The sequence below is a fragment of the Bradyrhizobium sp. HKCCYLS3070 genome (assembly GCF_051167575.1).
Lineage (GTDB): Bacteria > Pseudomonadota > Alphaproteobacteria > Rhizobiales > Xanthobacteraceae > Bradyrhizobium.
The window spans coordinates 1-26349 of the sequence record NZ_JBNPTI010000014.1 but is presented as its reverse complement, the minus strand read 5'-3'; the positions used below and the strand labels follow the sequence as shown (position 1 = coordinate 26349).

The window sequence follows — 26349 nt, the reverse complement described above, 5'->3', positions numbered from 1 at the left end:
GCGCGCTCCTCGGCGGCACGCCTGAGCCTTGGGAAAGCATCCGATGAATCAGAAGAACCTCTTGGACGTCGACTGGAGCCGGATTCCGGCTCCGACCGACGACGGCGCAGCCGATCATCTGGTCGGGATGATCATTCCCGCGATCGGACTGCGTGCGACCGACGACACGCTGGTCACGTTGTCCGATCTGCCAGGACGGACCGTCGTGTTCGCCTATCCGCGGACCGGCGAACCCGGCAAGGTGTCGCTCGTCGAGGACTGGGACATGATCCCGGGTGCGCGCGGCTGCACGCCGCAGACCTGCAGCTTCCGCGACCTGTTCGGCGAGTTGAAATCGGCCGGCGCCGCGCATGTGTTCGGCCTGTCGACGCAGAGCAATGCCTATCAGACCGAGATGGCCTCGCGCCTGCACCTGCCGTTTCCGGTGCTGTCGGACGAAAAGCTCGAGCTGACCAATGCCCTGCGGTTGCCGACGATGGAGATCGCCGGGCTGACCATGATCAAGCGGCTTGCCATGATCGTGGACGACGCCCGCATCACCCACGTGTTCTATCCGGTGTTTCCACCGGATAGGAACGCGGGCGACGTGCTGGCGTGGCTGAAGGACAACCGCGCATCTGCCGCGTGAGGATAGGGCGGGCCGAACTAATCCAGATCCGCCTTCACGCGCGCGAACACGGCGTGGAACATCTCGGTCGTGAGCACGCCGGTGTTCGTATTGTAGCGTGAGCAGTGATAGCTGTCGTACAGCCGGATCCCGCCGGCCTGGTGCACGGCGCCATGGGCGAACGGCGCCGCGACGGCGCGCAAGCCCAGCAGCTTCAGCAGCGTGTCGTGGGAGATGCGGCCGAGCGCGACGATGCTGCGCAGCCGAGGCATCGCGGCGATGGTGGCGCCGAGGAAGCTCCGGCATTGGTTGATCTCGGCCGGCAGCGGCTTGTTCTGCGGCGGCACGCAGCGCACCGCGTTGCTGATTCGGCAGTCCACCAGCGTCAGCCCGTCGTCGGGGCGGGCTTCGAAGCGGCCTTCTGCAAATCCGTAGTGCAGCAGCGTCCCGTAGAGCAGCTCCCCGGCATAGTCGCCGGTGAACGGGCGCCCGGTGCGATTCGCACCCTGCAGCCCTGGCGCGAGGCCGACGATCAGGAGGCGCGCGTCGGGATCGCCGAACGACGGCACCGGGGCGTTGAACCATGACGGCTCACGCGCGCGCTGCGCCTCGCGGAACTCAACGAGGCGAGGGCACAGCGGACAGTCTCGATCGGGATTGGTCGAAGACGGGGCAGGCGGCGCAGGCTGAGTGCCCGTCCGCCTAGTCCTCGAAATCGTCATCGTTGGGCGTGGTGGTGGTGGTGGTCGTGGCGCGGGCGGGCGCCGTGGTCGAGCGCTGCAGGAATTGCGGGGAATGGTGGCGCGGCTCGCGCGGGGCGGGGCGCTCCGACGGGTCGCGGCCGAGCTTGGACTGCAACTCCATGAGGTCGGTGAAGACGTCGGCCTGGCGGCGCAACTCGTCGGCGATCATCGGCGGCTGGCTGGAGATGGTCGAGATCACGGTGACGCGAACGCCGCGGCGCTGCATCGCTTCGACCAGCGAACGGAAGTCGCCGTCGCCCGAGAACAGCACCATCTGGTCGATATGCTCGGCGAGTTCCATGGCATCGACGGCGAGCTCGATGTCCATGTTGCCCTTGACCTTGCGCCGGCCGCTGGCGTCGATGAATTCCTTCGTCGCCTTGGTGACGACCGTATAGCCGTTGTAGTCGAGCCAGTCGATCAAGGGCCGAATCGACGAGTACTCCTGATCCTCGATGATCGCGGTGTAATAGAACGCGCGGAGCAGCGTGCCGCGGCTCTGAAATTCCTTGAGCAGGCGCTTGTAGTCAATGTCGAAGCCGAGCGTCTTGGCCGTGGCGTATAGGTTGGCGCCGTCAATGAAGAGCGCAATCTTGTTGGTCGAAGATGACATTCAGTGTCTCGCGTTCAGTTAGATTCTATTTTTGGCGCGACTCCAGTCGGTCGCGCATTCCATTTCAAGATACTGCCAAGGCGTCGGCGGTCCATCTGGTGTGAGGTTACCGCAAACAGGAGTGGTCGGGGCAACAAAGGCGCACTTGTGACGACGTAATGAAGCGTTTTCTTGTCCAAGGCCCGAATTCCACGGGTCTGGACGGAGCGCCAGTCAAGGTTGCCGAATTCGGTACTCCTTGCCCCTTACCGAACCCTGACGCCAGTTTTGCCTTGCGAAAGCCGGCCAGCCTCTATAACTAGCCCAGCATAATCAGCATATTAAGCACACAAAGGACCGGAGCGACAATGGCGCGCGTCACTGTGGAAGATTGTATCGATAAAGTCGACAACCGGTTCGACCTGGTTCTCCTGGCCGCGCATCGAGCGCGCATGATCTCATCAGGATCGCAACTTACAATTGATAGAGATAATGACAAGAATCCCGTCGTCGCACTCCGGGAAATTGCGGATTCGACCATTTCTCCCGAGGATCTGAAGGAAGAGCTGGTGCATTCGCTGCAGAAGTTCGTCGAGGTCGACGAGCCGGAGCCGGACACGGTGCCGCTGATCGGCTCGGCCGGTGCCAGCGTCGATGCCGACGACACCGAGGTGGCCGTCGAGCGCATGACCGAGGAAGAGCTGCTGAAGGGCCTCGAGGGCCTCGCTCCGCCGGAAGAACAGCCGGAAGAGGACGAGTGACGGTCTCGTCACCGTCAGCGCGAGCTCCAGCTAACTTGTGAGAATGTGAAGGCCCGGACTACGTCCGGGCCTTTGCATTTGAACGTGATTCCGTGATTACCATAGGGCTGCGCCGAGCGCCTGCCATCCGGCAGATTTGGTCACGAAGATAAAGGTTTAGTCATTTTCCATGGTGGTTTCGGGCCACACTCCTCAGCAGATGCAGGCGGCGGCCGAATCGGCCGCGTTGGCGCCTCCGCCGCCGGCTGAGCGGCCGCGGCCGCCGAAGCCGCGCTCCCGCATGATGCGGCAGTACGATCTCGTGGAACGGGTCCGCTCCTACAATCCGGATACGAACGAGGACCTGCTCAACCGCGCCTACGTGTACGCCATGAAGGCGCATGGGTCGCAGACCCGCGCGTCGGGCGACCCGTATTTCACGCATCCGCTCGAGGTCGCGGCCATTTTGACCGACCTGAAGCTGGACGACGCCACCATCGTCGCGGCGCTGCTGCACGACACGATCGAGGACACCGAGGCGACCCGCGCCGAGATCGACCGCTTCTTCGGCCCCGAGATCGGTGCGCTCGTCGAAGGCTTGACCAAGCTGAAACGGCTCGAGCTGGTCTCGCGCGAGGCCAAGCAGGCCGAGAATCTGCGCAAGCTCCTGCTGGCGATCGCCGACGACGTGCGTGTGCTACTGGTCAAGCTCGCGGATCGCTTGCATAACATGCGCACGCTGGAGTTCGTGCCGGAGGCATCGCGGCGGCGGATTGCCGAGGAGACGCTCGACATCTACGCGCCGCTGGCGGGCCGGATGGGCATGCAGGAGATGCGCGAGGAACTCGAGGATCTCTCGTTCCGGACGCTCGACCCGCAGGCCTACAGCGTGGTGATGCAGCGGCTCGATGCGCTGGCGGAGCGCAACCGCAACCTGATCGGCGAAATCGAGAGCCAGCTGGCCCGCAAGTTTCGCGAGCACGGCCTCACCGCGCGGGTGTTCGGCCGCCGCAAGCGGCCATTCTCGATCTGGACCAAGATGGAACGCAAATCCATCGGCTTCGAGCAGCTGTCCGACATCTTCGGCTTTCGCGTCATCATGCCGGATCTGGAATCCTGCTATCGTGCGCTCGGTATCGTGCATACGACCTGGCCTGTCGTGCCCGGCCGCTTCAAGGACTACATCTCGACGCCGAAGCAGAACGACTATCGCTCGATCCACACGACCGTGATCGGCCCGGGCAAGCAGCGCGTCGAGCTGCAGATCCGCACCGAGGAGATGGATCAGATCGCCGAGCTCGGCATCGCCGCCCACGCCTTCTATAAGGACGACCTCGCCTCGCCGACGGAACGGCTGAAGCGCGAATCGAACGCCTTCGCCTGGCTCCGCCACACCATCGGCATCCTTTCGGAGAGCGCCAACCCCGAAGAGTTCCTCGAGCACACCAAGCTCGAGCTGTTTCACGATCAGGTGTTCTGCTTCACGCCGAAGGGCAAGCTGATCGCGCTGCCACGCCACGCAAACGTGATCGACTTCGCCTATGCGGTGCATACCGACGTCGGCAACAGCGCCGTCGGCTGCAAGATCAACGGCAAATTCGCGGCGCTGTCGTCGGAGCTGCAGAACGGCGACGAGGTCGAAGTGCTGACGTCGGATGCGCAGTCGGCGCCGCCCTCGGCCTGGGAGACGCTCGCCATCACCGGCAAGGCACGCGCCGCCATCCGGCGCGCCACCCGAACCGCCGTGCGCGATCAATATGCCGGGCTGGGCCGGCGCATCGTCGAACGTCTGTTCGAACGGACCAAGCTCGAATATGCCGACGACAAGCTCAAGGGCGCGCTGCCGCGTCTGGCGCGCGCCTCGATCGAGGACGTGATGGCGGCGGTCGGCCGCGGCGAGATCAAGGCCTCCGACGTCGCGCGCGCGATGTATCCGGACTACAAGGAAGAGCGCGTCGTGCGCTATGGCGCCAAGAAGACGGCCGCCGCGCCGGCGGCCAAGGCTGCCGCGCCCGCGGCCGAGCCCCACCGCGGCCCGTTCGCCATCCCGATCAGCGGGCTCAATTCCGGCCTGCCGGTGAAGTTCGCGCCGAACGGTGGCGCCGTGCCGGGCGACCGCATCGTCGGCATCGTGACGCCGGGCGAGGGGATCACGATCTATCCGATCCAGTCGCCGGCGCTGAAGGATTTCGAGGAGGAGCCGGAGCGCTGGCTCGACGTGCGCTGGGATGTCGACGAGACCTCGCCGCAGCGCTTTCCGGCGCGCATTCGCGTCGAGAACGTCAACGAGCCCGGCAGCCTCGCCCAGGTCGCCACCGTGATCGCCGAGCATGACGGCAACATCGACAACATCAGCATGAGCCGCCGCTCGCCTGACTTCACCGAGCTCACGATCGATCTCGAGGTCTACGACCTCAAGCATCTCTCGGCGATCATCAACCAGTTGCGCGCCAAGACCATCGTGGCGCGGGTCGACCGGGTGAATGGCTAATCTGCGGGGATGGCTGCGGCGTTCTGCTTCGGGATGCGCTAAACAAGCCGAAGTCTATTCGAAAGTCCTGCGAGCCGGCCCATGTCCGATCCGTCGAAGTCACATCCTCCGAAGCTGCGCCTCGGCGTCAACGTCGACCACATCGCCACCTTGCGAAATGCCCGCGGCGGCCGCAGCCCCGATCCGGTGCGCGCCGCGCTGCTCGCGATCGAGGCCGGGGCCGACGGCATCACGGCGCATCTGCGCGAGGACCGCCGGCACATCCGCGACGACGACATGGCGCGGCTGAAGGCCGAGATCTCCAAGCCGCTGAACTTCGAGATGGCGGCCACCGAGGAGATGGTGCGGATCGCGCTCGCGACGCGCCCGCATGCCTGCTGCCTGGTGCCGGAGCGGCGCGAGGAGCTGACCACCGAGGGCGGCCTCGACGTGGTCGGCCAGCACAAGGCGCTGGCGCCGGCGATCGCCCGGCTGAGCGATGCCGGCATCCGGGTGTCGCTGTTCATCGCCGCCGACCCGGCGCAGATCGAGATGGCGGCGCGACTGCGCGCGCCCGTGATCGAGATCCACACCGGCGGCTGGTGCGATGCCATCACCGACGGCCACCACGACAAGGCGGAGGTGGAGTGGGAGCGGATCGTGACCGGCGCCCGGCAGGCCTATGCGGCCGGGCTCGAGGTCCATGCCGGCCACGGGCTCGACTATGTCACCGCCGAGCGGATCGCGGCGTTGCCGGAGATCGTCGAGCTCAACATCGGCTACTTCATGATGGGGGAGGCGCTGTTCGTGGGCCTCGCCGAGACCGTCCGGACCATGCGCGCGGCCATGGATCGTGGCCGGGCGCGGCTGGGGACATCGGCATGATCATCGGCATCGGCTCCGACCTGATCGACATCCGCCGCGTGGCTGAGGTGATGGACCGGCACGGCGAGCGCTTCCTGAACCGGATCTTCACCGCGGCCGAGCGCGCCAAGGCCGAGCGGCGGGCCAAGAACGAGAAGATGGTGGTCGCCACCTACGCCAAGCGGTTCGCCGCCAAGGAGGCCTGCGCCAAGGCGCTCGGCACCGGCATCCGTCACGGGGTGTGGTGGCGCGACATGGGCGTCGTCAATCTGCCCGGCGGCCGGCCGACCATGCAGCTCACGGGTGGCGCAGCCGAACGGCTGAAGGCGCTGACCCCCGAGGGCCACGAGCCGCGCATCGACCTGTCGATCACCGACGACTGGCCGCTGGCGCAAGCCTTCGTCATAATTTCGGCGGTGCGCCGCGAGACATCCTGAAGGGCGGCCGCCCGCAGGAAAAACAAAAATGCGATCGATTCCAGCGAGTTATGTAGTTTTGATACGGCGATTGATTGCGCGGCCCCGCGCAGTCGTCTAAAACCCGCCGGGATCGAACCGGCTGCATCACGGGCGGATTCTGGGTCAAACCGGAGTTGGCCTTAACCACCAGAATCAGGACAGACTCCCTTAAGCCGCGGAACGGTATGGTGTTCGCGGACGGAGGGGTGTTCGGCAACGGCTGGCGAATCGTCGGACCATTCGCCAAGGGACATTGAAAGAGCGATGAGCGTGACCTCCGGAACCAAGACTGAGAGCGGCCTCGGTGAAACCGTTCGTGTCGTCGTTCATGCGCTGCTGATCGCGTTGGTGATCCGCACCTTCCTATTCCAGCCGTTCAACATCCCCTCGGGATCGATGAAGGCGACCCTGCTGGTCGGCGACTATCTGTTCGTATCGAAATATTCGTACGGCTATAGCCACTACTCGATTCCGCTGTCGCCCCCGATTTTCTCGGGCCGCATCTTCGGCTCGGAGCCGAACCGCGGCGACATCGTCGTGTTTCGTCTGCCCAAGGACGACACCACCGACTACATCAAGCGGGTGATCGGCCTGCCTGGCGACCGCATCCAGGTGCGCGAAGGGCTGCTCTACATCAACGACAAGCCGGTGCAGCGCGAGCGGCTCTCCGATTTCATCGGCGAGGATCCCTGCGGGCAGCCGGACTCGACCGCGCGCGTCAAGCGCTGGAAGGAGACCCTGCCGAACGGCGTCAGCTATGAGACGCTGGACTGCGTCGACAATGGCTATGTCGACAACACCGCGGTGTATACCGTGCCGGCCGGCAACTTCTTCATGATGGGCGACAACCGCGACAACTCGACCGACAGCCGCTTCCTCAGCCAGGTCGGCTACGTGCCGTTCGAGAACATCGTCGGCCGTGCGCAGCTGATCTTCTTTTCCATTGCCGAAGGCGAGCATGCCTGGGCGTTCTGGCGCTGGCCGGTATCGGTGCGCTGGAATCGAATCTTCAAATTCGTGCGATGATCGACGACTCACCCGAAATCCAGACCACGCAGGCTGCCGCATCGAGCCCGCAACCCGGCACGGGTGCGCTGGAGGCAACGCCCAAGGCCGCGTCGCGGCCGAAGTCCGAGATCAAGCCTGAGCAGAAGAGCGAGCCCAAGGCCGAGCCCAAGACCGAGCCAAAGGCCGATTCCAAGACCGACGCGAAGCCGGTCTCCAAGCCAGACATGAAGACCGTCGAGTCTGAATCGGTGCCCGCTCGCCCGACCGAGGATGGGGCGGACCCGACCGCGCTCGTTGCCGAGGCCGATTCCGACGGCAAGCCGCGCAGCAAGGCGAAGGGCGGTCGCCGTACCAAGAGCGCGGGGACCAGCGCCGCCAAGGGCGCCAAGGCTGCGGACAAGGCCGCCAATGCCGCGATCGAGGCGCGCATCGGCCATCACTTTGCCGATCCCTCGCTGCTCAGCACCGCTTTTACCCACGTCTCGGCGCTGAAATCGTCCAAGAAGCGCGGCGACAGCTATCAGCGGCTCGAATTCCTCGGCGATCACGTGCTCGGCCTGATTGTGTCCGACATGCTGTACCGCTCGTTTCCGAGCGCGGACGAGGGCGAGCTGTCGAAGCGGCTCGCCGATCTCGTGCGCAAGGAGAGCTGTGCCGACGTCGCCAAGTCGCTCGGCCTGCTCGACGACATCAAGCTCGGCGCAGTCGGCGCCGGCGCCGGGGCGCGGTTGCGCAAGTCGGTGCTGGGCGACGTCTGCGAGGCGGTGATCGGCGCGATCTTCCTCGACGGCGGCTACACGGCCGCCGCTGGATTCGTCGAGCGCAACTGGACCGAGCGCATGCACAAGCCGCGGCGCCCGCTCCGCGATCCGAAAACGGTGCTGCAGGAATGGGCGCAGGGCAAGGGCCTGCCCACCCCGGTGTACCGGGAGGTGGAGCGCACCGGCCCGCATCACGATCCGCAGTTCCGTGTCGCCGTCGACCTGCCGGGGCTGGAGCCGGCCGAAGGCATCGGCGGCTCCAAGCGGGCGGCAGAAAAGGTGGCGGCATCGGTCATGATCGAGCGCGAAGGCGTCAGCGGCGGCAGCAATGACGGCTGAACAACAATCGGTGCCGGCTGCCGGGACCCGCTGCGGTTTCGTCGCGCTGATCGGCGCGCCCAATGTCGGCAAATCGACGCTCGTCAACGCGCTGGTCGGCTCCAAGGTCACGATCGTCTCGCGCAAGGTACAGACGACGCGGGCACTGATCCGCGGCATCGTCATCGAAGGCGCGTCTCAGATCATCCTGGTCGACACCCCCGGCATTTTCGCGCCGAAGCGCAGGCTGGACCGCGCCATGGTCACGACGGCCTGGAGCGGGGCGCATGATGCCGATCTCGTCTGCGTGCTGCTCGATGCCAAGAAGGGCATCGACGATGAGGCGCAGGCCATCATCGACAAGGCGGCTGCGGTCGCGCACGAGAAGATCCTGGTGGTCAACAAGGTCGACCTGGTGCCGCGCGAGAAGCTGCTGGCGCTGGTCGCGGCTGCCAACGAGAAGCTGTCGTTCGCGCGCACCTTCATGATCTCGGCGATCTCCGGCGACGGGGTCGACGATCTCAGGCGGGCCTTGGCGGAGATGGTGCCGCCCGGTCCGTTCCACTATCCCGAGGACCAGATGTCGGACGCGCCGATGCGGCACCTCGCGGCCGAGATCACCCGTGAGAAGATCTATTCGCATCTGCATCAGGAGCTGCCCTACCAGTCCACGGTCGAGACCGACAGCTGGACCGAGCGCAAGGACGGCTCGATCCGCATCGAGCAGACGATCTTCGTGGAGCGGGACAGCCAGCGCAAGATCGTGCTCGGCAAGGGCGGTGCGACGATCAAGTCGATCGGCGCGCAGGCGCGCAAGGAAATCGCAGAGATCACCGGCGTGCCGGTGCACCTGTTCCTGTTCGTGAAGGTGCGTGAGAACTGGGGCGATGATCCCGACCGCTACCGGGAGATGGGGCTCGAGTTCCCCAGGGAATGACAATGAGCGTGCCGCGCAACGTGTTGTGGTTCGAAGTGCTGCTCTACATCTCGCTGATGCTGGACGCGCTGTCGGTTGCCGTCTCCGACCGGACGCCGACCTTCGACGTAACCGAGGACATGATCACCGCGCAGACCGTGCTCAACGGGGTGGTCATCCTGCTGCTGTTCTATTTCGTCTATCTGGCGGCGCAGCGCCGCAGGAACTGGCCGCGCTGGGTGCTGCTGGGGGCGCTGGTGCTGTCCGACATCTCCCTGGTGCAGGTGATCGGGCAGAAGGGCATGACGCTCGATGCCGGCATCGAGGTCATTTCCTGCGCGCTGACGACGATGGGCTTGTACTATTCGTTCACGGGCGATGCGCGCGGCTGGTTCAACGCGTGATGGATGGAATGCAGATTGCGGGGTGGGCAAGCGCAGCGCGCCCCCCTGCGTTTGGCGCTTAACGATCATTCCGTCATTGCGAGCGCAGCGAAGCAATCCAGGGCTGCGCGTGAAACTCTGGATTGCTTCGCTGCGCTCGCAACGACGGTGTTTGTGGCGGCAGCACGCGCGAGCAACGTTGGAGCTTGATCGTCGACTGGCGCTCACGGCTTGGCGTCTGCGAGTGGTGGAGATCCCACACCGATGGAATGGACCGATGACGGCATCGTGCTGGGCGTGCGGCGGCACGGCGAATCCTCGGCGGTCGTCGAGCTGCTGACCCGCGAGCATGGCCGGCATCTCGGTCTCGTGCGCGGGGCGAGCGGCAAGCGCATGCGGCCGGTGCTGCAGCCGGGCAACACGGTGCGCGCGATCTGGCGCGCGCGGCTCGACGAGCATCTCGGCATGTACGCCATCGACGCGCTGACCTTGCGGGCGGCGGGGCTGATCTCCGCGCAACACGGCGCCTACGGCGTGACGCATCTTGCCTCGCTGGCCCGGCTGTTGCCGGAGCGCGATCCGCACGAAGACATGTATCTGCGGCTCGAACATGCGCTCGATGATTTCGAGGATGCGGGCGGCGCCGCCGTCCACATCGTGCGCTTCGAACTGGCGATCCTCGCCGAACTCGGCTTCGGGCTCGATCTCGACTCCTGCGCTGCGACCGGCGAGACCTCGGACCTGATCTACGTATCGCCGAAGTCGGGCGGCGCGGTGTCGCGCACGGCCGGCGCGCCATGGGCCGACCGGCTGCTGCCGTTGCCGCCCTTCCTGCGCGAGAGCGAGCAGGGCCATGGCTGGTCGCAGCAGGATCTTCTCGACGGTTTCCGGCTGACCGGCCTGTTCCTTCTCCGTCACGTGTTGGAGCCGCGCGGGCAGGGCCATTCCGACGCCCGCGAGGGCTTCATCAACGCTGTGACGCGGGCAAGGCCCGCCTCGCGATAGGGCTCGTTTTCGACGTTCGCCGTCATGCGCCCGCGCGCTCGTTCGCCAACATCGAGACTGACGACACACGCGCCGGCATCACGGCAAAGCTGATCCGGATACCGTCTCCGACTGTGACGTCATTCACATCCGCCTTCACATGACCGACGTAGGATCATGCAACAATCCTGGTTGATGAACATTTTCACATCATTTTGAAGTTGCGTCGTCCGCGGCTCATGGCGAAGATTGCAGCCCTTCGGCGAGATGCGTTTCGTGCGCGCCTTTTTTCATCACCGTGGGGCATTTCGATCATGAGCGATTTCGAGAACAGCAAATCCAGCAACGGGTTCACGTCCAAGCTGTGGCGTGGAGAGCGCATGACGATGATCGGCTTCGACGTCGCCGAGCCCGAACCCGATCTTGTCGGATTCTCGATCGAGGTGAAGTCGCCGGGCGCGCGGGATTCTTCCCAGTTGCGCAACAGGATCGCGTTTTCCTATCCGGCCGGGGCCGGCGCGGAGGTCGACGGCAACCGGAATTTCCCGTCGACCGAGGCACCGTTCCAGAAATTCCGCTGGATCCACTTTCCCTACCGGCCCAAGGATGGCGTCTATACGTATCGCGTCGCCAAGCAGCACATGCGCAACGACGGCACGCTCGTGGCAGGGACCAGCCTCACGCTCGACATTGCGCAGAGCGCGGTCACCTATGATGGCCTCATCGACATCGGTTTCACCCGCAACTTCGCCTCGTCTCAGGCCTATCGCGATCAGTTCGGCAACAATGCCGAGATCATCCCCGTCGAGAGCCGCGACGGGCCGAGCTTCGAGAAGCTCGACCTCGCCAACGAGGCCGGCGACAGCGTCTATGAGTGGCTGGGGTTCGAGGCCTACGACCTCCTGTTCGGCTTTTTGAAAGACGCCCTGGCGGATCCCGGGCTCACGCTCGACGTGATGGCCTATGACCTCAATGAGCCCGACGTGATCGGCCTGCTGGAGCAGTTCGGCCCGCGGCTGCGCGCGATCATCGACGACTCCAACGCCAAGGATAACAGCCACAAGCTGCCCGGCAGCGCGGAATCGCGCAGCGCCAAGCGCTTCAAGCAGGCGGGTGCTGCCGTGCTGCGCACGCATTTCAGCAATCTCCAGCACAACAAGGTCCTGATCACGCGCCGCAACGGCAAGCCCGAGAAGGTGCTCTGCGGCTCGACCAATTTCACGTTCCGCGGCCTCTATATTCAGGCCAACAACATGCTGGTCTTTCATTCGCCGGACGTCGCCGGGCTGTTCGGCGAGATGTTCGACATCGCCTTCGAGGACCCCTCGCTCTTCCGGAAGAATGATTTCTCCAAGAAATGGCACGCCGTCCATTCCGAGGGAAAGCCGACCGTACAGCTCTGCTTCTCGCCGCACCAGGCCACCGATCTCTCGCTCAATCCGATCCGGGCCGCGATCGATCAGGCCACCTCGTCGGTGTTCTACTCGGTCGCGTTTCTGAGCCAGCTCGGCGACGGTCCGACCAAGGAAGCGTTCGACCGCGTGATGGAGCGGCCGATCTTCAGCTACGGCACGGTCGACAAGCGCGGCGCCCTGGAGCTGCGCAAGCCCGACGGCTCGATCGGTCTCGTCGATTTCGCCTATCTCGCCAGCAAGGCGCCGGAGCCGTTCCGCAGCGAATGGTCCGGCGGCAAGGGCCGCAACATCCATCACAAATTCCTGGTGACCGATTTCAGCCTGCCGACAGCGAAAGTGTTCACCGGATCGAGCAACTTCTCGCCGAGCGGCGAGAAGGGCAACGGCGACCATCTCATCATGATCGAGGACCGAAAGATCGCGACCTCCTATGCGATCGAGGCCGCCCGCGTGTTCGATCACCTGCAGTTTCGCAATCGGATGCGCGACGCGTTCCACGGCAAGTCCGAGCGGCAGCGCGCTGCATCCGCGCCTGCCGCGATCACGCTGCGCAAGCCGACCGCATTGTCCGGCAAGCCGGCCTGGTTCGAGCGCTTCTATGTCGAGGGGTCGCAGGCTGAACGCGATCGATTGCTGTTCTCGTCCTAGATATCGCTACGGACAGAGTTGGAGACGACCATGCCATTGAATGACTATTCGCTTCTCAAGGGTCGGCCCATCAACAATCGTCTGGCGACGGGAAGCAGTCCGCACTATCAGGTGCAGGTCTCGGCCGGCGGTGAGCTCTATCGCATCGCCATCAATGTCCGCTCCCAGGATGGCAGCGAGGTCGAATTCCTGGTCCGCTCGCGCTTCGAACATCCAATCGTCGACGACCTGAAGGCGTTTTCGGAAGGGCTGCATCCGTTGGAGAGCAAGCCCGGCGGCGTGGCGCTCGATTTCATCCGGGGCAATCTGATGCAGCCATGGGAGCTGAAGCCGCTGCCGCTGTCGGCCGCGGGCCCCGACAACGATCTCAACGAGAAGATCGACGCCTACGTTCAGCGCGCCATGTCCGACGAGACGGCTCTCATCTATGCCTTCGGCGTCGCATGGGGACCGGAGGAGAAGGCGGACCGCTATTTCGGCTTCAAGCCCGGCCGCGGTATCCACGACATCCATTTCAACCAGGGCAATCCGCCCGGCCAATATGCCAAGGACAACGGTCCCTGGCAGGATGGCGGACTGCTCTTCGAGTTTCCCGGCCAGCAGCAATGGGTCGCCATCTTCCTGAAATTCCAGACCCAGGCCTGGCATTCGGACGATGCCAGCGGAGGGGTCATCCTTCCGCCCGATCCCGATTACCCGAACGCGCCGCATACGCCTCCCGACCGCGACCACATTCCGCCGCTCGACGTGCCCGACGGGCTGGTGCGGATCATCGCGGCCTATGTCAACGACGTGCGCACGCCGGAGCACGAGACGGTCACGCTGCTGAACACCGCCGATGTCGACGTCGATCTCACCGGCTGGCAGATCAAGGACAAGCAGAAGAACGCCATGCAACTGAGCGGCATGATCGGGCGCGGCGCCACCCTGGTGGTGCCCATCGTCGCGCCGGTCGCGCTGTCGAACCGGGGCGGCATCATCACGCTGTTGAATGCCGCGGGCGTGAAGGTGCACGGCGTCTCCTATACGCGGGAACAGGCGGCGCAGCCGGGGCGCACCATCCCGTTCCAGTCGTGACCGCGTGTTCGGCGGAGCCGTCTTCTCGGAGCGTGCTCTCTGCTGGCGCAGCGGCGGGGTGACGTGTACTCCTGTCACGTAAGGGCCCAGGCGAAGGGGCTGCAGGTTGCAGTCCTGCGCACAGGCCACGGTGTGAGAGGAGAGCGTCATGGGAGTCCTGGTCGACGGCCAATGGCACGACGTTTGGTACGACACGGCGGCGTCCGGCGGCCGTTTCATCCGCAAGGATTCGGCGTTCCGTAGCTTCGTCACGGCTGACGGCCGTCCAGGCCCATCCGGCACCGGCGGCTTCAAGGCCGAAGCGGGCCGCTATCATCTCTATGTGAGCCTGGCCTGCCCGTGGGCTCACCGCACCCTGATCATGCGCGCGCTGAAGGGGCTCGATGACATGATTTCAGTATCGGTCGTGCACTGGCTGATGCGCGAGCAGGGCTGGACGTTTGCCGAGGGTCCGGGCGTCGTGGCCGACAGCGTCAATCACGCCGGCCTTCTGCATCAGGTCTACACCGCCGCGGAGCCGCATTATTCCGGCCGCGTCACCGTGCCCGTGCTCTGGGACAAGCAAAACCGCACCATCGTCAACAACGAGTCGTCAGAGATCATCCGCATGCTGAACTCGGCGTTCGACGGCGTCGGCGCCAAGCAAGGCGACTATTATCCGCAAGCCCAGCGCGATGAGATCGACGCCATCAATGCGCGCGTCTACGATACGCTGAACAACGGCGTCTACAAATGCGGCTTCGCGACCACGCAATCCGCCTATGAGGAGGCGATCGGCCCGCTGTTCGCCACGCTCGACTGGCTGGAGGAGCGGCTGTCGGCGCGCCGCTTCCTGCTCGGCGACACCATGACCGAGGCCGACATCCGGCTGTTCACGACGCTGATCCGCTTCGATGCCGTCTATGTCGGCCACTTCAAGTGCAACATCCGCCGCATCGCCGACTATCCGCATCTTTCAGCCTACACGCGCGATCTCTACCAATGGCCGGGGATTGCCGCGACGGTGAATTTTGAGCACATCAAGCGGCACTACTACGAGAGCCATCGCACCATCAATCCGACCGGCATCGTCCCGGTCGGGCCGCGGCAGGATTTCGCCTCGCCGCATGGGCGCGAGCGCCTGGCGGCGAACTGACGGGGATTCATGGCGGGCGAACGCAACCTCGATGCGCTGCTGCGCACGATGTCTCCCGAGCTGCAGGACGGCGTATTCGTGTTCTGCACTGTCGATACGCATCACGACATCCCGGCCGAGCTGACGCCGTTGATGCTGTTTCGAGAGCGCGAAGGGATCACGCTGATCGTCCGGCGCGAGGACGCCGAGCAGGCCGGGCTGCCGTATCAGTTCGTCGCGCGCCTGATCACGCTGTCGGTGCGATCAGCGCTCGATGCGGTCGGCTTCCTCGCCGCAGTCACGACCTGCCTCGCAGGGGCCGGCATCAGTGTCAACGCGGTCTCGGCCTTTCATCATGATCACCTGTTCGTACCCGAAGCGCAGGCAGAGCAGGCAATGCGGGTTCTGGAGGAGATGTCGCGCCGCGCGGCCGTCGGATGATCGCGCAGGGCCACGCCCCGGTCAGGCTTTGCTCCTGGTATGACTTCGCGACCGGTTGCGCCGAGGTGCACCCGGCTTCTTGCGTGATCTCGGCCGAGATCGATGCGCGTTGCGTGCGGCGCGCGGAGCCGGCGGCCGGCGCGGTCCGGTCAGCATTTGCGCGGCTTGCGCGCGCACCATGTCCATCAGCATCATCGCCGCCGGCGACAGGGTGCGGCCCTTTAGGCGCAGGATGCCGAACTGCGCCAGCAGCAGGTCGGATGCGCGCGGCTCTTTCAGCTCGGCCACATTGAGCCGGACCAGCTGACCGGAGGCCAGCTCGTGGGTGACGACCGCATCCCCCGCGACGAGCACGACGTCCGAGCGGACCGCCATTTGCACCAGCAGGCCGGCGTTCTCGGATTCGAGGGCGACATTGAAACCGCGTCCCCGTGGCGCGGCGATCAGGTCGTCCAGCCGCCGGCTGAAGTCCGGCGGCAGCGCGACGGAGGCGAAGTGCTGGCCGGCCAGATCGCGCGCCGACAGCTCCCGTCGCCCCGCCAACGGATGGGTCGGCCGGCAGTAGAAGTAGCCGGGAAGGCTTCCGAGCGGCTCGAGGTCCAGGCTGTCGTCGGTCCTGATGTCGGTGATGTGCGCCAGGAAGAAATCGAGCTTGCCTTGTTGCAGCACGTCCATCAGGGCGCGCCAATTGTCCTGCACCAGCTTGATGCGCACGGATGGATGCTCGGCATACAGCTGCGCCATCGCATCCGGCAGCAGCACTAGGCCCGTGAACGCGCCGACGCCCACCGTCACCTGGCCGGCATCGCCCGAGCGCAACAGCCGCATCTCGCGGCCGAGATCGTCGGCGCCCGACAACAGCGAGCGCGCCCGCGCCACCAGCCGTTCGCCGACCGCCGTGATCTCCACCGAGCGCGAGCTGCGGTCGAACAGCCGCATCCCCGCTTCGTCCTCCAGGGTCTGCAGGCTGCGGCTCAGCGCCGACTGGGTGACATGGGCGCGCTTGGCGGCCCGGGCGAAATGCCGCTCTTCCGCGAGGTAGACCAGCTGCTGCAACTGACGCAACGTTGGTGTGTGCATCGATGACCCCAGCTCATTGATCAAAGCATAACAATTCATTGGATTTCTGAGACCGTCAATTCCAAAATGGCACAAATACAAACAGGGGAAATGCCATGGCGGGGCCGGCCAAGTCGCCCCGAGCTGCGGCAGTTTCCCCGCAACAGGCTTTTCTCATGCCCAACGGCGCACAAGCTCTGATACGGACCCTGGTCAATTCCGGCATTCGGGTCTGCTTCACCAATCCTGGCACCTCCGAGATGCATTTCGTCGCGGCGCTGGACTCCGCGCCGGAGATGCGCGCCGTGCTGTGCCTGTTCGAAGGGGTGGCGACCGGTGCGGCGGACGGCTACGCCCGGATGACCGGCACGCCCGCGGCAACGCTGCTGCATCTCGGTTGCGGCCTCGGCAACGGCCTCGCCAATCTGCACAATGCGCGCAAGGGCAAGGTGCCCGTCGTCAACATCGTCGGCGACCACGCCACCTATCATGTCCCTTATGACGCGCAGCTCCAGTCCGATATCGAGACCGTCGCGCGCAACGTCTCGCCGGAATTCGTCTGGACCTCGCAGGTGACGTCGGAGCTGTGCCGCGACGCGGTGGCGGCCGTGAAGGCGGCGTGCTCCTGGCCCGGACAGGTCGCGACGCTGATCCTGCCGGCCGACGTGTCCTGGGGTGAGGGCGGCGTCGCCGAGCCGGCGCCGGTGATCGAGCCGCCGGCGCCTGCGGACGATGCGACCGTGCAGGCCGTCGCCGAGGCGATCAGGGCGGGCGGCCGCAGCGCTTTTCTACTCGGAGGCACGGCGCTGCACGAGGAGTCGCTGCTGGCGGCCGCGCGCATCGCCGCGACCTGCGGTGTGAAAGTCTACGCCGAAACGTTTCCGACACGCATGCAGCGTGGAGCGGGCCTGCCGGCCGTCGAGCGGATCGCCTATCTCGCCGAGATGGCGCAGATCCAGCTCAAGGAGATCGACACCCTGATCCTGGTCGACGCCAAGGCGCCGGTGTCGTTCTTCGCCTATCCCGGCAAGAAGAGCTATCTGCCGCATGACGGCTGCAAGGTGCTGACCTTGTCGACGCCGGCGCAGCACGCCGCGTGCAGCCTGACCAGGCTTGCCGCCGCCCTGGAGGCCGGGCGCGCCACGCCGGCATTGTCGCCGGCCTCGCGGCCCGGGCGTCCGCGCGGCAAGAAGCTGACCGCGGAAAAGGTCTGCAAGGCCGTTGGTCATCTCCTGCCCGAGAACGCCATCATCATCGACGAGGCGATCAGCTCCGGCCTGATGCTGTCGAAATTCACCGCGGGCGCGCCGCGCCACGATCTGATCACTTTGACCGGCGGCGCCATCGGGCAGGGGCTGCCGAATGCGATCGGGGCGGCGATCGCCTGTCCCGACCGGCCGGTGATCGCGCTGATCGGCGACGGCAGCTCGATGTACACGATCCAGTCGCTGTGGACGATCGCGCGCGAGCGGCTCAACGTCACCGCCATCATCTTCAACAACGCCTCCTACTCGGTGCTCAACGTCGAGCTGGAACGGGTCGGCGCCGAGGAGATCGGACCGAAGGCGCGGGCGCAGCTCGACCTGCACGGGCCGGTCCTCAAGCTCGCGCAGATCGCCGACGGCATGGGCGTACGATCGACCCGCGTCACCACGCCGGACGAACTCACCAGCGCCTTGCAGGGGGCGCTGGCGCGGCCGGGGCCCCATCTGATCGAGGCGATGGTGCCGCCGGCGCTGACCGGCCTCAAGCTGAAGCTCCTGCCGCACCTCCTGGGATCGCTCGACCGCGTTCCGTTGCCGGTCGCGCGGATGCTCAAGCGCAAGATCGCGCCGTGACATGAGCGCGACCCTGCAATCCGATGTCGTCATCGCCGGCGGCGGTCTTGCCGGCATCGTCACCGCGCTGGAGGCACTGCGCGCCGGCAAGTCGGTGACGATCGTGGACCGGGACACGCCCGAGCGGCTCGGCGGGCTGGCGCTGTGGGCATTCGGCGGCATGGCGCTGATCGGCACGCCGCTGCAGGCGCGCATGAAGATCCCGGATACGCCGGAGATCGCGTTGCGCGACTGGATCAGGTTCGGCGAGCTCGATGCCGCCGAGCACTGGCCGCTGCAATGGGCGCGCTACTACGTCGCGCATTCGCGCAGCGAGGTCTACGACTGGCTGCTGGCGCACGGCGTGACGTTCATGCCGGCAGTGAACTGGGTCGAGCGCGGCCGGTACGGCGACGGCAATGCGCTGCCGCGCTATCACATCGTCTGGGGCACCTCGCAGCGGCTCACGCGCGTAATGATCGAAGCGATGCGCGCGGCCGACGGTGGCGGCAGGCTGACGGTGCTGCACCGTCATCGCGTCGTCAGCCTCGATCGCGCTGCCGGCGCGGTATCGGGCGTGGTCGCCGTCAACGAGGAGACGGGCGCCGAAATCCGCATCGCCGCGCCGCTGACGGTGCTGGCGATGGGCGGCCTCAATGGCAGCCATGCGGAGGCCCGCGCCAACTGGATCAAGGGCCGGCCGCTGCCGGCGGCGATGCTCAATGGCGCGCATCCGTTCTCCGACGGCAAGTTGCATCACCACGCGGCCGAGGCGTTCGGCGCCGAGATCACGCATGCCGGCGAGATGTGGAACTACGCCGCCGGCATCCCGCATCCGTTTCCGCATTTCGAGGGCCATGGCCTGTCGCTGGTGCCGTGCAAATCGGCATTGTGGCTCAATCACAGGGGCGAGCGCATCGGGCCCGAGCCGCTGGTGACCGGCTTCGACACCCATGATCTGTGCCAGCGCGTCGCGGCGCAGGAGAAGCCGTATACGTGGCATTTGTTGAACTGGCGCATCGCTGCCAAGGAGTTCGCCATCTCCGGCGCCGAGCACAATCCGCGCATCCGCGACCGGCAGATGCCGATGTTCCTCAAGGAGACGCTGCTCGGCAATCATCGCCTGGTCAGGCAGATGCAGCGCGAGAGCCGGCATTTCCTGGTCGACGAGACGCTGACCGGTCTCGCCGCCAAGATGAATGCGCTGACCGGCACCGGCGACGTGAAGCCGGAGGTGCTGCAGGCCACCGCCGACGCCTTCGACGCGAACTTTGGGAATGGCGACAAGCTCCACAATGACGATCAGTTGCGCCGCATCCTGCACGCGCGGCAATGGGGCCCCGACAAGCTCCGCACCTGCAAGCCTGCGCCGCTGCAGGCCCCTGGCGCCGGGCCTTACATCGCCATTCATATGCAACTGATTACCCGCAAGAGCCTCGGCGGCCTCAAGACCGATCTGCAGAGCCGGGTGCTCGACACCACGGGTGCGCCGATCGGCGGGCTCTATGCGGTCGGCGAAGCCGCCGGCTTCGGCGGCGGCGGCGCGTCGGGCAAGCGTTCGCTGGAGGGCACGTTCCTGCCGGGTTGCATTCTCACCGCACGGGCGGCGGTGCGCGCGATGTGACGGCTACGGGAACCGTACGAGTCGGCGGAACCGCCGCTGAATTTTTGCTCCGTCACTGTCGATCCGGTGCTGCGACGTTCGTCTTCAAGGCACAGGAGATGGAGACCCGTCATGAAGATCTACTGGATCAAGGCCCAGGCGCCGCGCCGCGTGCTCGCGCTGGTCAAGCATCTCGGCGTGCCCGCCGAGTTCATCGACATCAGCCGCGGCCTGAAGACGCCGGAGTTCGCCGCGCTCAACCCGAATATGAAGGCGCCGGTGCTGGTCGACGGCGACACCGTGCTGTGGGAGTCGACCGCCATCATGGCGCACCTCTGCATCCGCGAGAGCTGCGACATGTGGCCGGCGCGCAATCCGCAGGAGCAGATCGAGGTGCTGCGCTGGCTGGCCTGGAACGACTGCCACTGGGCGCCGGCGGTCGGACCGTTCTATTTCGAGCACATCGTCCGCAAGACGTTCGGCCTCGGTGCGCCCGACCGTGCCGCGCTGGCCGGCAAGGTCGCCAACCTGAAGACCTTCGCCGCCGTGCTCGATGCGCATCTGCGGGCGCGCAGCCACATCGCCTGCGACCGGCTCACCATCGCCGATTTCGCGGCCGCCTCGATGGCGACCGACTGGCGCGAGGCCGAGATGCCGATGGAGTCGTTTCCGAACATCGTGCGCTGGCTCGATGGCCTGATGCGGCTGCCGGCGTGGGCCGAGCCGTGGCCGGAGAAACGCTCGGTCGCGGCCTGAGCGTCACGGCTGCGCGATGCCGTGGCCGAGCTGCTTGGAGATCTCGGCCGCACACGCGCGCAGGCGGTTGGCGAGCGGGGACTGCCAACCGGCGTCGAAGGTGCCGGCCGGGCCCATCGCGGTGATGACCAGTGCGACGTGGCCGGCGTGATCGAACACCGGTGCGGCGAAGGCATTGACGCCGGGCAGCGGATCGCCGATGGCGCGCGCCAGGCCCTGTGCGCGCACCTCGGCCAGCATCTCCGCCACTTTCGGGCTCTTCGGCGCGCGCTTCGGATTGTAGCCGACACCGAGATGATCGAGGCCGGTGTCGAGCGCGGCCTTCACGGTCTTCGGCGGCAGGAACGCCGCGAACGCGCGGCCCGTCGCCGTCTCCAGCAGCGCCATGATCGAGCCGACGCGCATCACGATGTGCACCGGATGGCTCGGCTCCTCAAGCCGCACCACGGTTGGGCCATTGGTGCCCCACACCGCGAGCGACACCGCGTGATCGATCGCGCCGGCGAGCGCTGCGATCTTCGGCGTCGCGATCCGGACCGCCGACAGCCGCCGCAGGCTGATCAGGCCGAGCTCGAGCGCCAGCGGGCCGATCTCGTAGCGTCCGGTGGTTTCGTCCTGTTCGATCAGGCCGATGCGCGAGAAGCTGACGAGGTAGGGATGGGCCTTGGCCGGCGGCAGCCCGGCCTCGCGCGCGAGGTCGCGCAGCATCATCGGCTCGCCGCTGCGGGCCAGTGCCTGCAGCAAGGTGCCGCCGACCTCGATCGACTGGATGCCGCGGCTCTCTCGTCCCATGTCTCGTTGTGCCCCCTGGTCCGGCGCCGTGCCTACACCGCCAGGAAGCCGCCGTCGACCGGCAAGGTCACGCCGTTGACGTAGGACGCCATGTCCGAGACCAGGAACGCCACGGGGCCAGCGAGCTCCTCGGGCTGGCCGACGCGGCCGAGCGGCGTGCGGCTCATGAAGCCGGCGAGCCGCTCGGGATCGTTGCGGGTCGACTCCGTCATCGCGGTGGCGATCACGCCTGGCGCGATCGCGTTGACGCGGATGCCGTCGGCGGCGAGCTCGCGCGCCAGCGCCTGGGTCAGCGACTTCACGCCGCCCTTGGACGGCGAATAGCCGAGCGTGTTGCTGATGCCGATGAAGGAGGCGACGGATGCGATGTTGACGATCGTGCCGCGCGTCGCGCGCAAGGCAGCAAGGAAGGCGTAGGTGACGTTGAACACGCCGTTGAGATTGACGTCGAGCACGCGCTGCCAGTTCGCGGCCGCGCGCGGGGAATCGATGTTCTCGCGGATGATGATGCCGGCATTGTTGACGAGGATCGAGATGGCGCCGACCTCGGCCCGCAATTGCGCCGCCAATGCGGTGCAGCCGGCGGCGTCGGTGACATCCAGCCGATGCGCCCACGCCTTGCGGCCGTGCTCGCGGATCTCGGCGGCGCAACGCTCGGCACCATCAGTGTCGATGTCGGTGATGACGACGTCGGCGCCGCGGCCCGCGAGACCGAGCGCGATCGCGCGGCCATTGCCATGCGCCGCCCCCGTGACCAGTGCGAGCTTGCCGGCCAACATCTGACTGTCGCTCATGAGGCGCTCCTTTGGCCAGCGCGTTCGGCGAGATGCCGGCCGGCAATGTAGCCGAAGGTCAACGCCGGTCCCAGCGTGATGCCGGCGCCCGGATAGTTGCCGCCCATGATGCTCGCCATGTCGTTGCCGGCGGCATAGAGCCCCTCGATCGGGTGGCCCTGGGCGTCGAGCGCGCGGGCATGCGCATCGGTGCGGATGCCGGCATAGGTGCCGAGATCGCCGATCACCATCTTGATGGCGTAGAACGGCCCGTCCTTGATCGGCGCCACACACGGGTTCGGCCCGTGCAGCGCATCGCCCTGATAGCGATTGTAGGCGCGCGAGCCCTTGCCGAACGTGGGATCCTGGCCCAGCGCGGCATCGGCGTTGAACGCGGCGACGGTTGCTTCGAGCCCCCGCGGATCGATGCCCGTCGTGCTCGCGAGCTCGGCGAGCGTCGCGCCGCGCTTGAGATAGCCGGTGCTCAGATGGTGCCCGAGCGGCATCGGGAACGGCGGCACGCAGCCGAGGCCGTAGCGGCGCAACGAGCGGTGATCGGTGATCAGCCAGGCCGCGATCTCGAGGCCGGGCTTGGCCGCCTTGACCATCGCCTGCACGAAGTCGTGGTAGGAATTGCCTTCATTGGCGAAGCGCACGCCGTCCGCGGTCACTGCGATCACGCCGGGTTTGGCACGGTCGATGAAGTGCGGCATCACGCCCTTGCTGCCGTCCTTGCGCGTGGTGACGGAGACCGGCACCCAGGCCGCCGCATGCGGCAGGCCGTCTTCGACCCGGCCGCCGACGGCCTCCGCGAGCCGCAGGCCGTCGCCGGTGTTGCCGACCGGTCCGGGCGACACATGCTCCTGGCCGGTCGGCGCATGCGGAAACATTGCCTTGCGCCTGTCGACATCATGCGGGAAGCCGCCGCAGGCCAGCACCACGCCGAGCCGCGCATTGACCCTGATGCGCTTGCCCTGCCGCGTCACCACGGCGCCGCGCACGGCATCGCCGTCGCGGATCAGCTCGGCCACCGGCGACGACAGCCACAGGGGAATGCCGAGATCGAACGCCGATTTCGCCAGCCGCCCCGCCAGCGCATTGCCGTTGGTCAGCGTCATGCCGCGGCCATGGCGCAGCACGTCCAGCGCATGCTTCGACAGCCGCTTCGCGACATAGAACGCCGACGTCAGCGACTTGGTCGCGCGCATGAAGTGGATGATCTCCTTGCCGGAGCCGAGCATCATGCCGAACACGGTGAGCTCGGGCAGGGGCTGGCCGAGATCCTCGATGTGACGCCCAAGCTCGCGGCCGTCGAATGGCCGGGTCACCATCGAGCGGCCGCCTTGGGTGCCGCCCGGCGCCTCCGCGTGGTAGTCCGGAAAGGTCAGCGGCATGTCGAACTTCAGCGCCGTCTTGCTGGTGAAGAAGTCGACGGCCTCCGGGCCCTTGGTCAGGAACGCGTCGACGCGCGCCGCATCGAAACTGTTGCCGGCCTCATGGCGCAGATAGGTGCGTGCCAGCTCGGGTGGCTCGTCGATGCCCCAGGCCTTCGCCAGCGATGTGCCGGGAATCCACAGCCAGCCGCCCGAGCGCGCCGTGGTGCCGCCGAAGCGCGGCTCCTTCTCGGTCACGATGACTTTCAGCCCGGCATGGGCGGCGGTGACCGCCGCCGACAGCCCGGCGCAGCCGGAGCCGACCACCAGCACGTCGCAATCAGGGGTGTCGCCGGCCGGGTGATCTGCTCCGCTCATGCGCGCGCTCCTACTTCTTCAGCAGCGGGCACTTGGATTCGGAGACCGGCCGGAACGCATCCTCGCCCTTCACGGTCTTGACGATCTCCAGATAGTCCCACGGCTCCTTCGATTCCGACGGCTTCTTCACGCGGGCCAGATACATGTCGCGGATGACGCGGCCGTCCTCGCGCAGCTTGCCGCCGTGAACAAACGTATCCTCGATCGGCAGCTCGCGCATCTTCGCCATCACCGCCTTCGGATCGTCGGTACCGGCCGCCTTGATGGCCTTGAGATAGTGCAGCACGGAGCCATAAACGCCGGTCTGGATCATCGTCGGCATCACCTTGGCGCGGGCGAAGAACTTCTTCGACCAGGCGCGGGTGTTGTCGTCCATGTTCCAGTACGACGCCGTGGTCATGTAGGTGCCTTGCGCGGCCTCGAGCCCGATCGCATGCACGTCGGTGTCGAACATCAACAGGCCGACCAGCTTCTGGCCGCCCTTGACCAGGCCGAACTCGCCGGACTGCTTGATGGCGTTGTCGGTGTCCTGCCCGGCATTGGCGAAGGCGACGACGTCGGCCTTCGAGCTCTGCGCCTGCAAGGCGAAGGAGGAGAAGTCGGCGGTGTTGGTCGGATGCTTGACGCCGCCGAGGATGGTGCCGCCGAGTTCCTTGATGAAGCGCGTGGCGTCCTTCTCCAATTGCTGGCCGAAGGCGTAATCCGCGGTGATGAAGTACCAGGATTTGCCGCCCTGGCTGATCACGGCCGAGGTCGTCACTTTGGACAGCGCATAGGTGTCGTAGGTGAAGTGCACGGTGTTCGGGCTGCACAGCTCGTCGGTCAGCGAACTCGCGCCGGGCCCTGACAGCAGCGCGATCTTGTTGCGCTCGCGCACCATGTTGTGCACGGCAATCGCGATACCGGAGTTGGGGATGTCGACGACCGCGTCGACCTTGCCGTTGTCGAACCAGTCGCGCACGACCGTCGTTCCGACGTCGGTCTTCATCTGGTGATCGGCGCTGATGATCTCGATCGGCTTGCCGAGCACGGTGGGGCCGAACTCTTCGACCGCCATTTTCGCCGCCTCGACCGAGCCCGGGCCGCTGTTGTCGCGGCCCCAGCTCGAGAGATCGGTGAGCACGCCGATCCGCACGACGTCGTCAGAAACCTGGGCTGAAGCGCCTGTCGCGATGAATGACGTCGTTGCCAGGAACGCGCAGGCGAGCAGCTGCCGTCGCATGAAGATCCTCCCCGTTTTGCTCCGCTCTGTCGGCGGCGATGGGAGTTAGACATTGACGAATAGATTTGTCAATTGCGAACGGGTGGGACGTGGCGCAGGGGCCGGGGGATGGACGCGGAAGGCCGGCGGCGCGTCAGGCGCGACCCCACATCCTCATGGTGAGGAGCACCGCATGCGGCGCATCTCGAGCCAGGAGGTCCGGAAGTGAGCGCGTTGGGAATGCTCTACGACTGTAGGAAAGCCTGTGATCCGCTCTACATGCGCGGCATGATCTGCAGTTCGAGCAGCGCGAGCCGCTGCATCGCGGTGACGTCGCGCTCGCCGGCCTTGGCGGCGCGCAGCACGGCTTCCGCAAGCAGGTTCACGTTCGTCGAACTCACCGGCTCAGGCAGCGCGGCGACCGACGCGTTGAGGGCTTCGGTCATCAGCGCGATGACGTCAGGCGAAAAGGATGCATCGGAAAAATTCTTCATGCAAAGATGGCCGCCAGCAGGTCGTGCTTCGGTGGATATCGCGTACGCATTACGTTGATGGTGAGAGAACGCGCCTCGGGCGCCATCGGTTCCCGCGGTCGCGCCGAGCCTCAGCCGGTCCGGTTTCTGATATGCAGAATGGCGCGATCTCCCATGCGCCAATTGCCCGTCGAGCCAATCTGCCGCAGGGGGCTCGCCTTGTGTCGTCGGGCAAATCAGGACGATGTTTCCCGGCATCCCGCCTCCACAGGAGGGGCGCATCGCGATCGTCACGAGACGTAGGAAGCGGGGAGCGGTGGCCTGTCGGATCGCAGCGCGCATGTGCGCGCGGACGAACGAGTCCAGCAGGACGACGAAATCGCAGCGTCCCGGCGCCCCGATGCTGGCGCCAAGTCCGTGGGTGATGATCCCAGGGGCGACGGTGGCTCACAAGCCGGACACCGGGGAGACTGCGTATAACTCGTAAGCCCATCGCACAGGGAGGGCCGGGGGCGGGCTCAAGCGGTGGTCGCAACACCAAGTGTTTTCATTCGTGACAGCAGCTCGTCAAGCGCTTCTGCTGGA

General features: G+C 66.1%; 25 protein-coding genes. 17 read left to right on the top strand and 8 right to left on the bottom strand.

All coding sequences use genetic code 11. The annotated features are described in order from the left end of the window. Positions 1-43: 43 nt before the first annotated feature. Positions 44-628, top strand: coding sequence for a peroxiredoxin (locus tag ACQR03_RS28945; protein ID WP_316171400.1), 585 nt, complete (start codon positions 44-46; stop codon positions 626-628). A 17-nt stretch (positions 629-645) separates the two neighbouring features. Here ACQR03_RS28945 and ACQR03_RS28940 read toward each other — a convergent pair whose 3' ends face one another. After that, positions 646-1329: a uracil-DNA glycosylase gene (locus ACQR03_RS28940; RefSeq protein ID WP_434842110.1), complete on the bottom strand. Its 684-nt coding sequence runs from the start codon at positions 1327-1329 to the stop codon at positions 646-648. Further along, the gene (locus ACQR03_RS28935; RefSeq protein ID WP_315711390.1) at positions 1310-1963 is read right to left on the bottom strand and encodes an NYN domain-containing protein; all 654 of its coding nucleotides are present in this window, start codon (positions 1961-1963) and stop codon (positions 1310-1312) included. The genes ACQR03_RS28940 and ACQR03_RS28935 overlap by 20 nt, the downstream gene beginning before the upstream one ends. 347 nt (positions 1964-2310) lie before the next feature. Here ACQR03_RS28935 and rpoZ point away from each other — a divergent pair, with 347 nt between their 5' ends. The 13 genes from rpoZ (at position 2311) to ACQR03_RS28870 (ending at position 15539) form a co-directional block, all read left to right on the top strand. Further along, positions 2311-2703, top strand: a complete 393-nt coding sequence (gene rpoZ / locus ACQR03_RS28930; RefSeq protein WP_006612728.1) for a DNA-directed RNA polymerase subunit omega — start codon at positions 2311-2313, stop codon at positions 2701-2703. Positions 2704-2872: 169 nt separating this feature from the next. After that, entirely contained in the window at positions 2873-5173 is a 2301-nt protein-coding gene (locus ACQR03_RS28925; RefSeq protein WP_315711393.1) for a RelA/SpoT family protein, read from the top strand. A gap of 81 nt (positions 5174-5254) precedes the next feature. Then, the gene (locus ACQR03_RS28920) at positions 5255-6037 is read left to right on the top strand and encodes a pyridoxine 5'-phosphate synthase (RefSeq protein WP_315827226.1); all 783 of its coding nucleotides are present in this window, start codon (positions 5255-5257) and stop codon (positions 6035-6037) included. Next, on the top strand, positions 6034-6453 hold the full coding sequence (gene acpS, locus ACQR03_RS28915) for a holo-ACP synthase (RefSeq protein ID WP_315711397.1): 420 nt from the start codon (positions 6034-6036) through the stop codon (positions 6451-6453). The genes ACQR03_RS28920 and acpS overlap by 4 nt, the downstream gene beginning before the upstream one ends. Before the next feature lie 285 nt (positions 6454-6738). Next, positions 6739-7500, top strand: coding sequence for a signal peptidase I (gene lepB / locus ACQR03_RS28910; RefSeq protein WP_315711399.1), 762 nt, complete (start codon positions 6739-6741; stop codon positions 7498-7500). Continuing rightward, complete coding sequence (gene rnc / locus ACQR03_RS28905) at positions 7497-8582, top strand: ribonuclease III (RefSeq protein ID WP_316188499.1); 1086 nt, start codon at positions 7497-7499, stop codon at positions 8580-8582. The genes lepB and rnc overlap by 4 nt, the downstream gene beginning before the upstream one ends. Then, positions 8572-9498 carry a GTPase Era gene (gene era / locus ACQR03_RS28900; protein ID WP_315711401.1) on the top strand — a complete coding sequence of 309 codons (927 nt, stop codon included), beginning with the start codon at positions 8572-8574 and terminating at the stop codon, positions 9496-9498. The genes rnc and era overlap by 11 nt, the downstream gene beginning before the upstream one ends. 2 nt (positions 9499-9500) lie before the next feature. Continuing rightward, the gene (locus ACQR03_RS28895) at positions 9501-9881 is read left to right on the top strand and encodes a hypothetical protein (RefSeq protein WP_315752942.1); all 381 of its coding nucleotides are present in this window, start codon (positions 9501-9503) and stop codon (positions 9879-9881) included. A gap of 243 nt (positions 9882-10124) precedes the next feature. Then, positions 10125-10865, top strand: coding sequence for a DNA repair protein RecO (gene recO, locus ACQR03_RS28890; protein ID WP_315752941.1), 741 nt, complete (start codon positions 10125-10127; stop codon positions 10863-10865). Positions 10866-11158: 293 nt separating this feature from the next. Further along, positions 11159-12907: a phospholipase D-like domain-containing protein gene (locus ACQR03_RS28885; protein WP_434842111.1), complete on the top strand. Its 1749-nt coding sequence runs from the start codon at positions 11159-11161 to the stop codon at positions 12905-12907. A gap of 30 nt (positions 12908-12937) precedes the next feature. After that, entirely contained in the window at positions 12938-13984 is a 1047-nt protein-coding gene (locus ACQR03_RS28880; RefSeq protein ID WP_434842112.1) for a DUF2278 family protein, read from the top strand. Positions 13985-14132: 148 nt separating this feature from the next. Next, on the top strand, positions 14133-15119 hold the full coding sequence (locus ACQR03_RS28875) for a glutathione S-transferase family protein (protein WP_434842113.1): 987 nt from the start codon (positions 14133-14135) through the stop codon (positions 15117-15119). A 9-nt stretch (positions 15120-15128) separates the two neighbouring features. After that, positions 15129-15539 carry an ACT domain-containing protein gene (locus tag ACQR03_RS28870; RefSeq protein WP_434842114.1) on the top strand — a complete coding sequence of 137 codons (411 nt, stop codon included), beginning with the start codon at positions 15129-15131 and terminating at the stop codon, positions 15537-15539. Between the two features lie 21 nt (positions 15540-15560). Here ACQR03_RS28870 and ACQR03_RS28865 read toward each other — a convergent pair whose 3' ends face one another. Next, positions 15561-16619, bottom strand: a complete 1059-nt coding sequence (locus ACQR03_RS28865; protein ID WP_315711411.1) for a LysR family transcriptional regulator — start codon at positions 16617-16619, stop codon at positions 15561-15563. A gap of 155 nt (positions 16620-16774) precedes the next feature. Here ACQR03_RS28865 and ACQR03_RS28860 point away from each other — a divergent pair, with 155 nt between their 5' ends. The 3 genes from ACQR03_RS28860 (at position 16775) to ACQR03_RS28850 (ending at position 20774) form a co-directional block, all read left to right on the top strand. Beyond that, complete coding sequence (locus ACQR03_RS28860) at positions 16775-18436, top strand: acetolactate synthase large subunit (protein WP_315711412.1); 1662 nt, start codon at positions 16775-16777, stop codon at positions 18434-18436. Position 18437: 1 nt separating this feature from the next. Beyond that, positions 18438-20039 (top strand): FAD-binding protein, encoded by a 1602-nt coding sequence (locus ACQR03_RS28855; RefSeq protein WP_315711413.1) that lies wholly within the window; start codon positions 18438-18440, stop codon positions 20037-20039. A 111-nt stretch (positions 20040-20150) separates the two neighbouring features. After that, on the top strand, positions 20151-20774 hold the full coding sequence (locus tag ACQR03_RS28850; RefSeq protein ID WP_316165158.1) for a glutathione S-transferase family protein: 624 nt from the start codon (positions 20151-20153) through the stop codon (positions 20772-20774). Between the two features lie 3 nt (positions 20775-20777). Here the strand turns inward: ACQR03_RS28850 and ACQR03_RS28845 are convergent, their stop codons facing one another. The 5 genes from ACQR03_RS28845 to ACQR03_RS28825 form a co-directional block, all read right to left on the bottom strand. Continuing rightward, positions 20778-21566: an IclR family transcriptional regulator gene (locus tag ACQR03_RS28845; protein WP_316165159.1), complete on the bottom strand. Its 789-nt coding sequence runs from the start codon at positions 21564-21566 to the stop codon at positions 20778-20780. Positions 21567-21598: 32 nt separating this feature from the next. After that, positions 21599-22360 carry an SDR family NAD(P)-dependent oxidoreductase gene (locus ACQR03_RS28840; RefSeq protein WP_315752933.1) on the bottom strand — a complete coding sequence of 254 codons (762 nt, stop codon included), beginning with the start codon at positions 22358-22360 and terminating at the stop codon, positions 21599-21601. Then, positions 22357-24090 carry an FAD-dependent oxidoreductase gene (locus ACQR03_RS28835; RefSeq protein WP_434842115.1) on the bottom strand — a complete coding sequence of 578 codons (1734 nt, stop codon included), beginning with the start codon at positions 24088-24090 and terminating at the stop codon, positions 22357-22359. Before ACQR03_RS28835 ends, ACQR03_RS28840 begins: the two co-directional genes overlap by 4 nt. A gap of 10 nt (positions 24091-24100) precedes the next feature. Continuing rightward, the gene (locus ACQR03_RS28830) at positions 24101-25312 is read right to left on the bottom strand and encodes an ABC transporter substrate-binding protein (RefSeq protein ID WP_316165162.1); all 1212 of its coding nucleotides are present in this window, start codon (positions 25310-25312) and stop codon (positions 24101-24103) included. A 254-nt stretch (positions 25313-25566) separates the two neighbouring features. Next, the gene (locus ACQR03_RS28825; RefSeq protein ID WP_409999253.1) at positions 25567-26022 is read right to left on the bottom strand and encodes a hypothetical protein; all 456 of its coding nucleotides are present in this window, start codon (positions 26020-26022) and stop codon (positions 25567-25569) included. Between the last annotated feature and the right edge of the window lie 327 nt (positions 26023-26349).

Coding starts and splice junctions, on each gene's coding strand:
- ACQR03_RS28945 (WP_316171400.1), top strand. CDS start 44: ATGAATCAGAAGAACCTCTTGGACGTCGACTGGAGCCGGATTCCGGCT.
- ACQR03_RS28940 (WP_434842110.1), bottom strand. CDS start 1,329: ATGACGATTTCGAGGACTAGGCGGACGGGCACTCAGCCTGCGCCGCCT.
- ACQR03_RS28935 (WP_315711390.1), bottom strand. CDS start 1,963: ATGTCATCTTCGACCAACAAGATTGCGCTCTTCATTGACGGCGCCAAC.
- rpoZ (WP_006612728.1), top strand. CDS start 2,311: ATGGCGCGCGTCACTGTGGAAGATTGTATCGATAAAGTCGACAACCGG.
- ACQR03_RS28925 (WP_315711393.1), top strand. CDS start 2,873: ATGGTGGTTTCGGGCCACACTCCTCAGCAGATGCAGGCGGCGGCCGAA.
- ACQR03_RS28920 (WP_315827226.1), top strand. CDS start 5,255: ATGTCCGATCCGTCGAAGTCACATCCTCCGAAGCTGCGCCTCGGCGTC.
- acpS (WP_315711397.1), top strand. CDS start 6,034: ATGATCATCGGCATCGGCTCCGACCTGATCGACATCCGCCGCGTGGCT.
- lepB (WP_315711399.1), top strand. CDS start 6,739: ATGAGCGTGACCTCCGGAACCAAGACTGAGAGCGGCCTCGGTGAAACC.
- rnc (WP_316188499.1), top strand. CDS start 7,497: ATGATCGACGACTCACCCGAAATCCAGACCACGCAGGCTGCCGCATCG.
- era (WP_315711401.1), top strand. CDS start 8,572: ATGACGGCTGAACAACAATCGGTGCCGGCTGCCGGGACCCGCTGCGGT.
- ACQR03_RS28895 (WP_315752942.1), top strand. CDS start 9,501: ATGAGCGTGCCGCGCAACGTGTTGTGGTTCGAAGTGCTGCTCTACATC.
- recO (WP_315752941.1), top strand. CDS start 10,125: ATGGAATGGACCGATGACGGCATCGTGCTGGGCGTGCGGCGGCACGGC.
- ACQR03_RS28885 (WP_434842111.1), top strand. CDS start 11,159: ATGAGCGATTTCGAGAACAGCAAATCCAGCAACGGGTTCACGTCCAAG.
- ACQR03_RS28880 (WP_434842112.1), top strand. CDS start 12,938: ATGCCATTGAATGACTATTCGCTTCTCAAGGGTCGGCCCATCAACAAT.
- ACQR03_RS28875 (WP_434842113.1), top strand. CDS start 14,133: ATGGGAGTCCTGGTCGACGGCCAATGGCACGACGTTTGGTACGACACG.
- ACQR03_RS28870 (WP_434842114.1), top strand. CDS start 15,129: ATGGCGGGCGAACGCAACCTCGATGCGCTGCTGCGCACGATGTCTCCC.
- ACQR03_RS28865 (WP_315711411.1), bottom strand. CDS start 16,619: ATGCACACACCAACGTTGCGTCAGTTGCAGCAGCTGGTCTACCTCGCG.
- ACQR03_RS28860 (WP_315711412.1), top strand. CDS start 16,775: ATGCCCAACGGCGCACAAGCTCTGATACGGACCCTGGTCAATTCCGGC.
- ACQR03_RS28855 (WP_315711413.1), top strand. CDS start 18,438: ATGAGCGCGACCCTGCAATCCGATGTCGTCATCGCCGGCGGCGGTCTT.
- ACQR03_RS28850 (WP_316165158.1), top strand. CDS start 20,151: ATGAAGATCTACTGGATCAAGGCCCAGGCGCCGCGCCGCGTGCTCGCG.
- ACQR03_RS28845 (WP_316165159.1), bottom strand. CDS start 21,566: ATGGGACGAGAGAGCCGCGGCATCCAGTCGATCGAGGTCGGCGGCACC.
- ACQR03_RS28840 (WP_315752933.1), bottom strand. CDS start 22,360: ATGAGCGACAGTCAGATGTTGGCCGGCAAGCTCGCACTGGTCACGGGG.
- ACQR03_RS28835 (WP_434842115.1), bottom strand. CDS start 24,090: ATGAGCGGAGCAGATCACCCGGCCGGCGACACCCCTGATTGCGACGTG.
- ACQR03_RS28830 (WP_316165162.1), bottom strand. CDS start 25,312: ATGCGACGGCAGCTGCTCGCCTGCGCGTTCCTGGCAACGACGTCATTC.
- ACQR03_RS28825 (WP_409999253.1), bottom strand. CDS start 26,022: ATGCCGGGAAACATCGTCCTGATTTGCCCGACGACACAAGGCGAGCCC.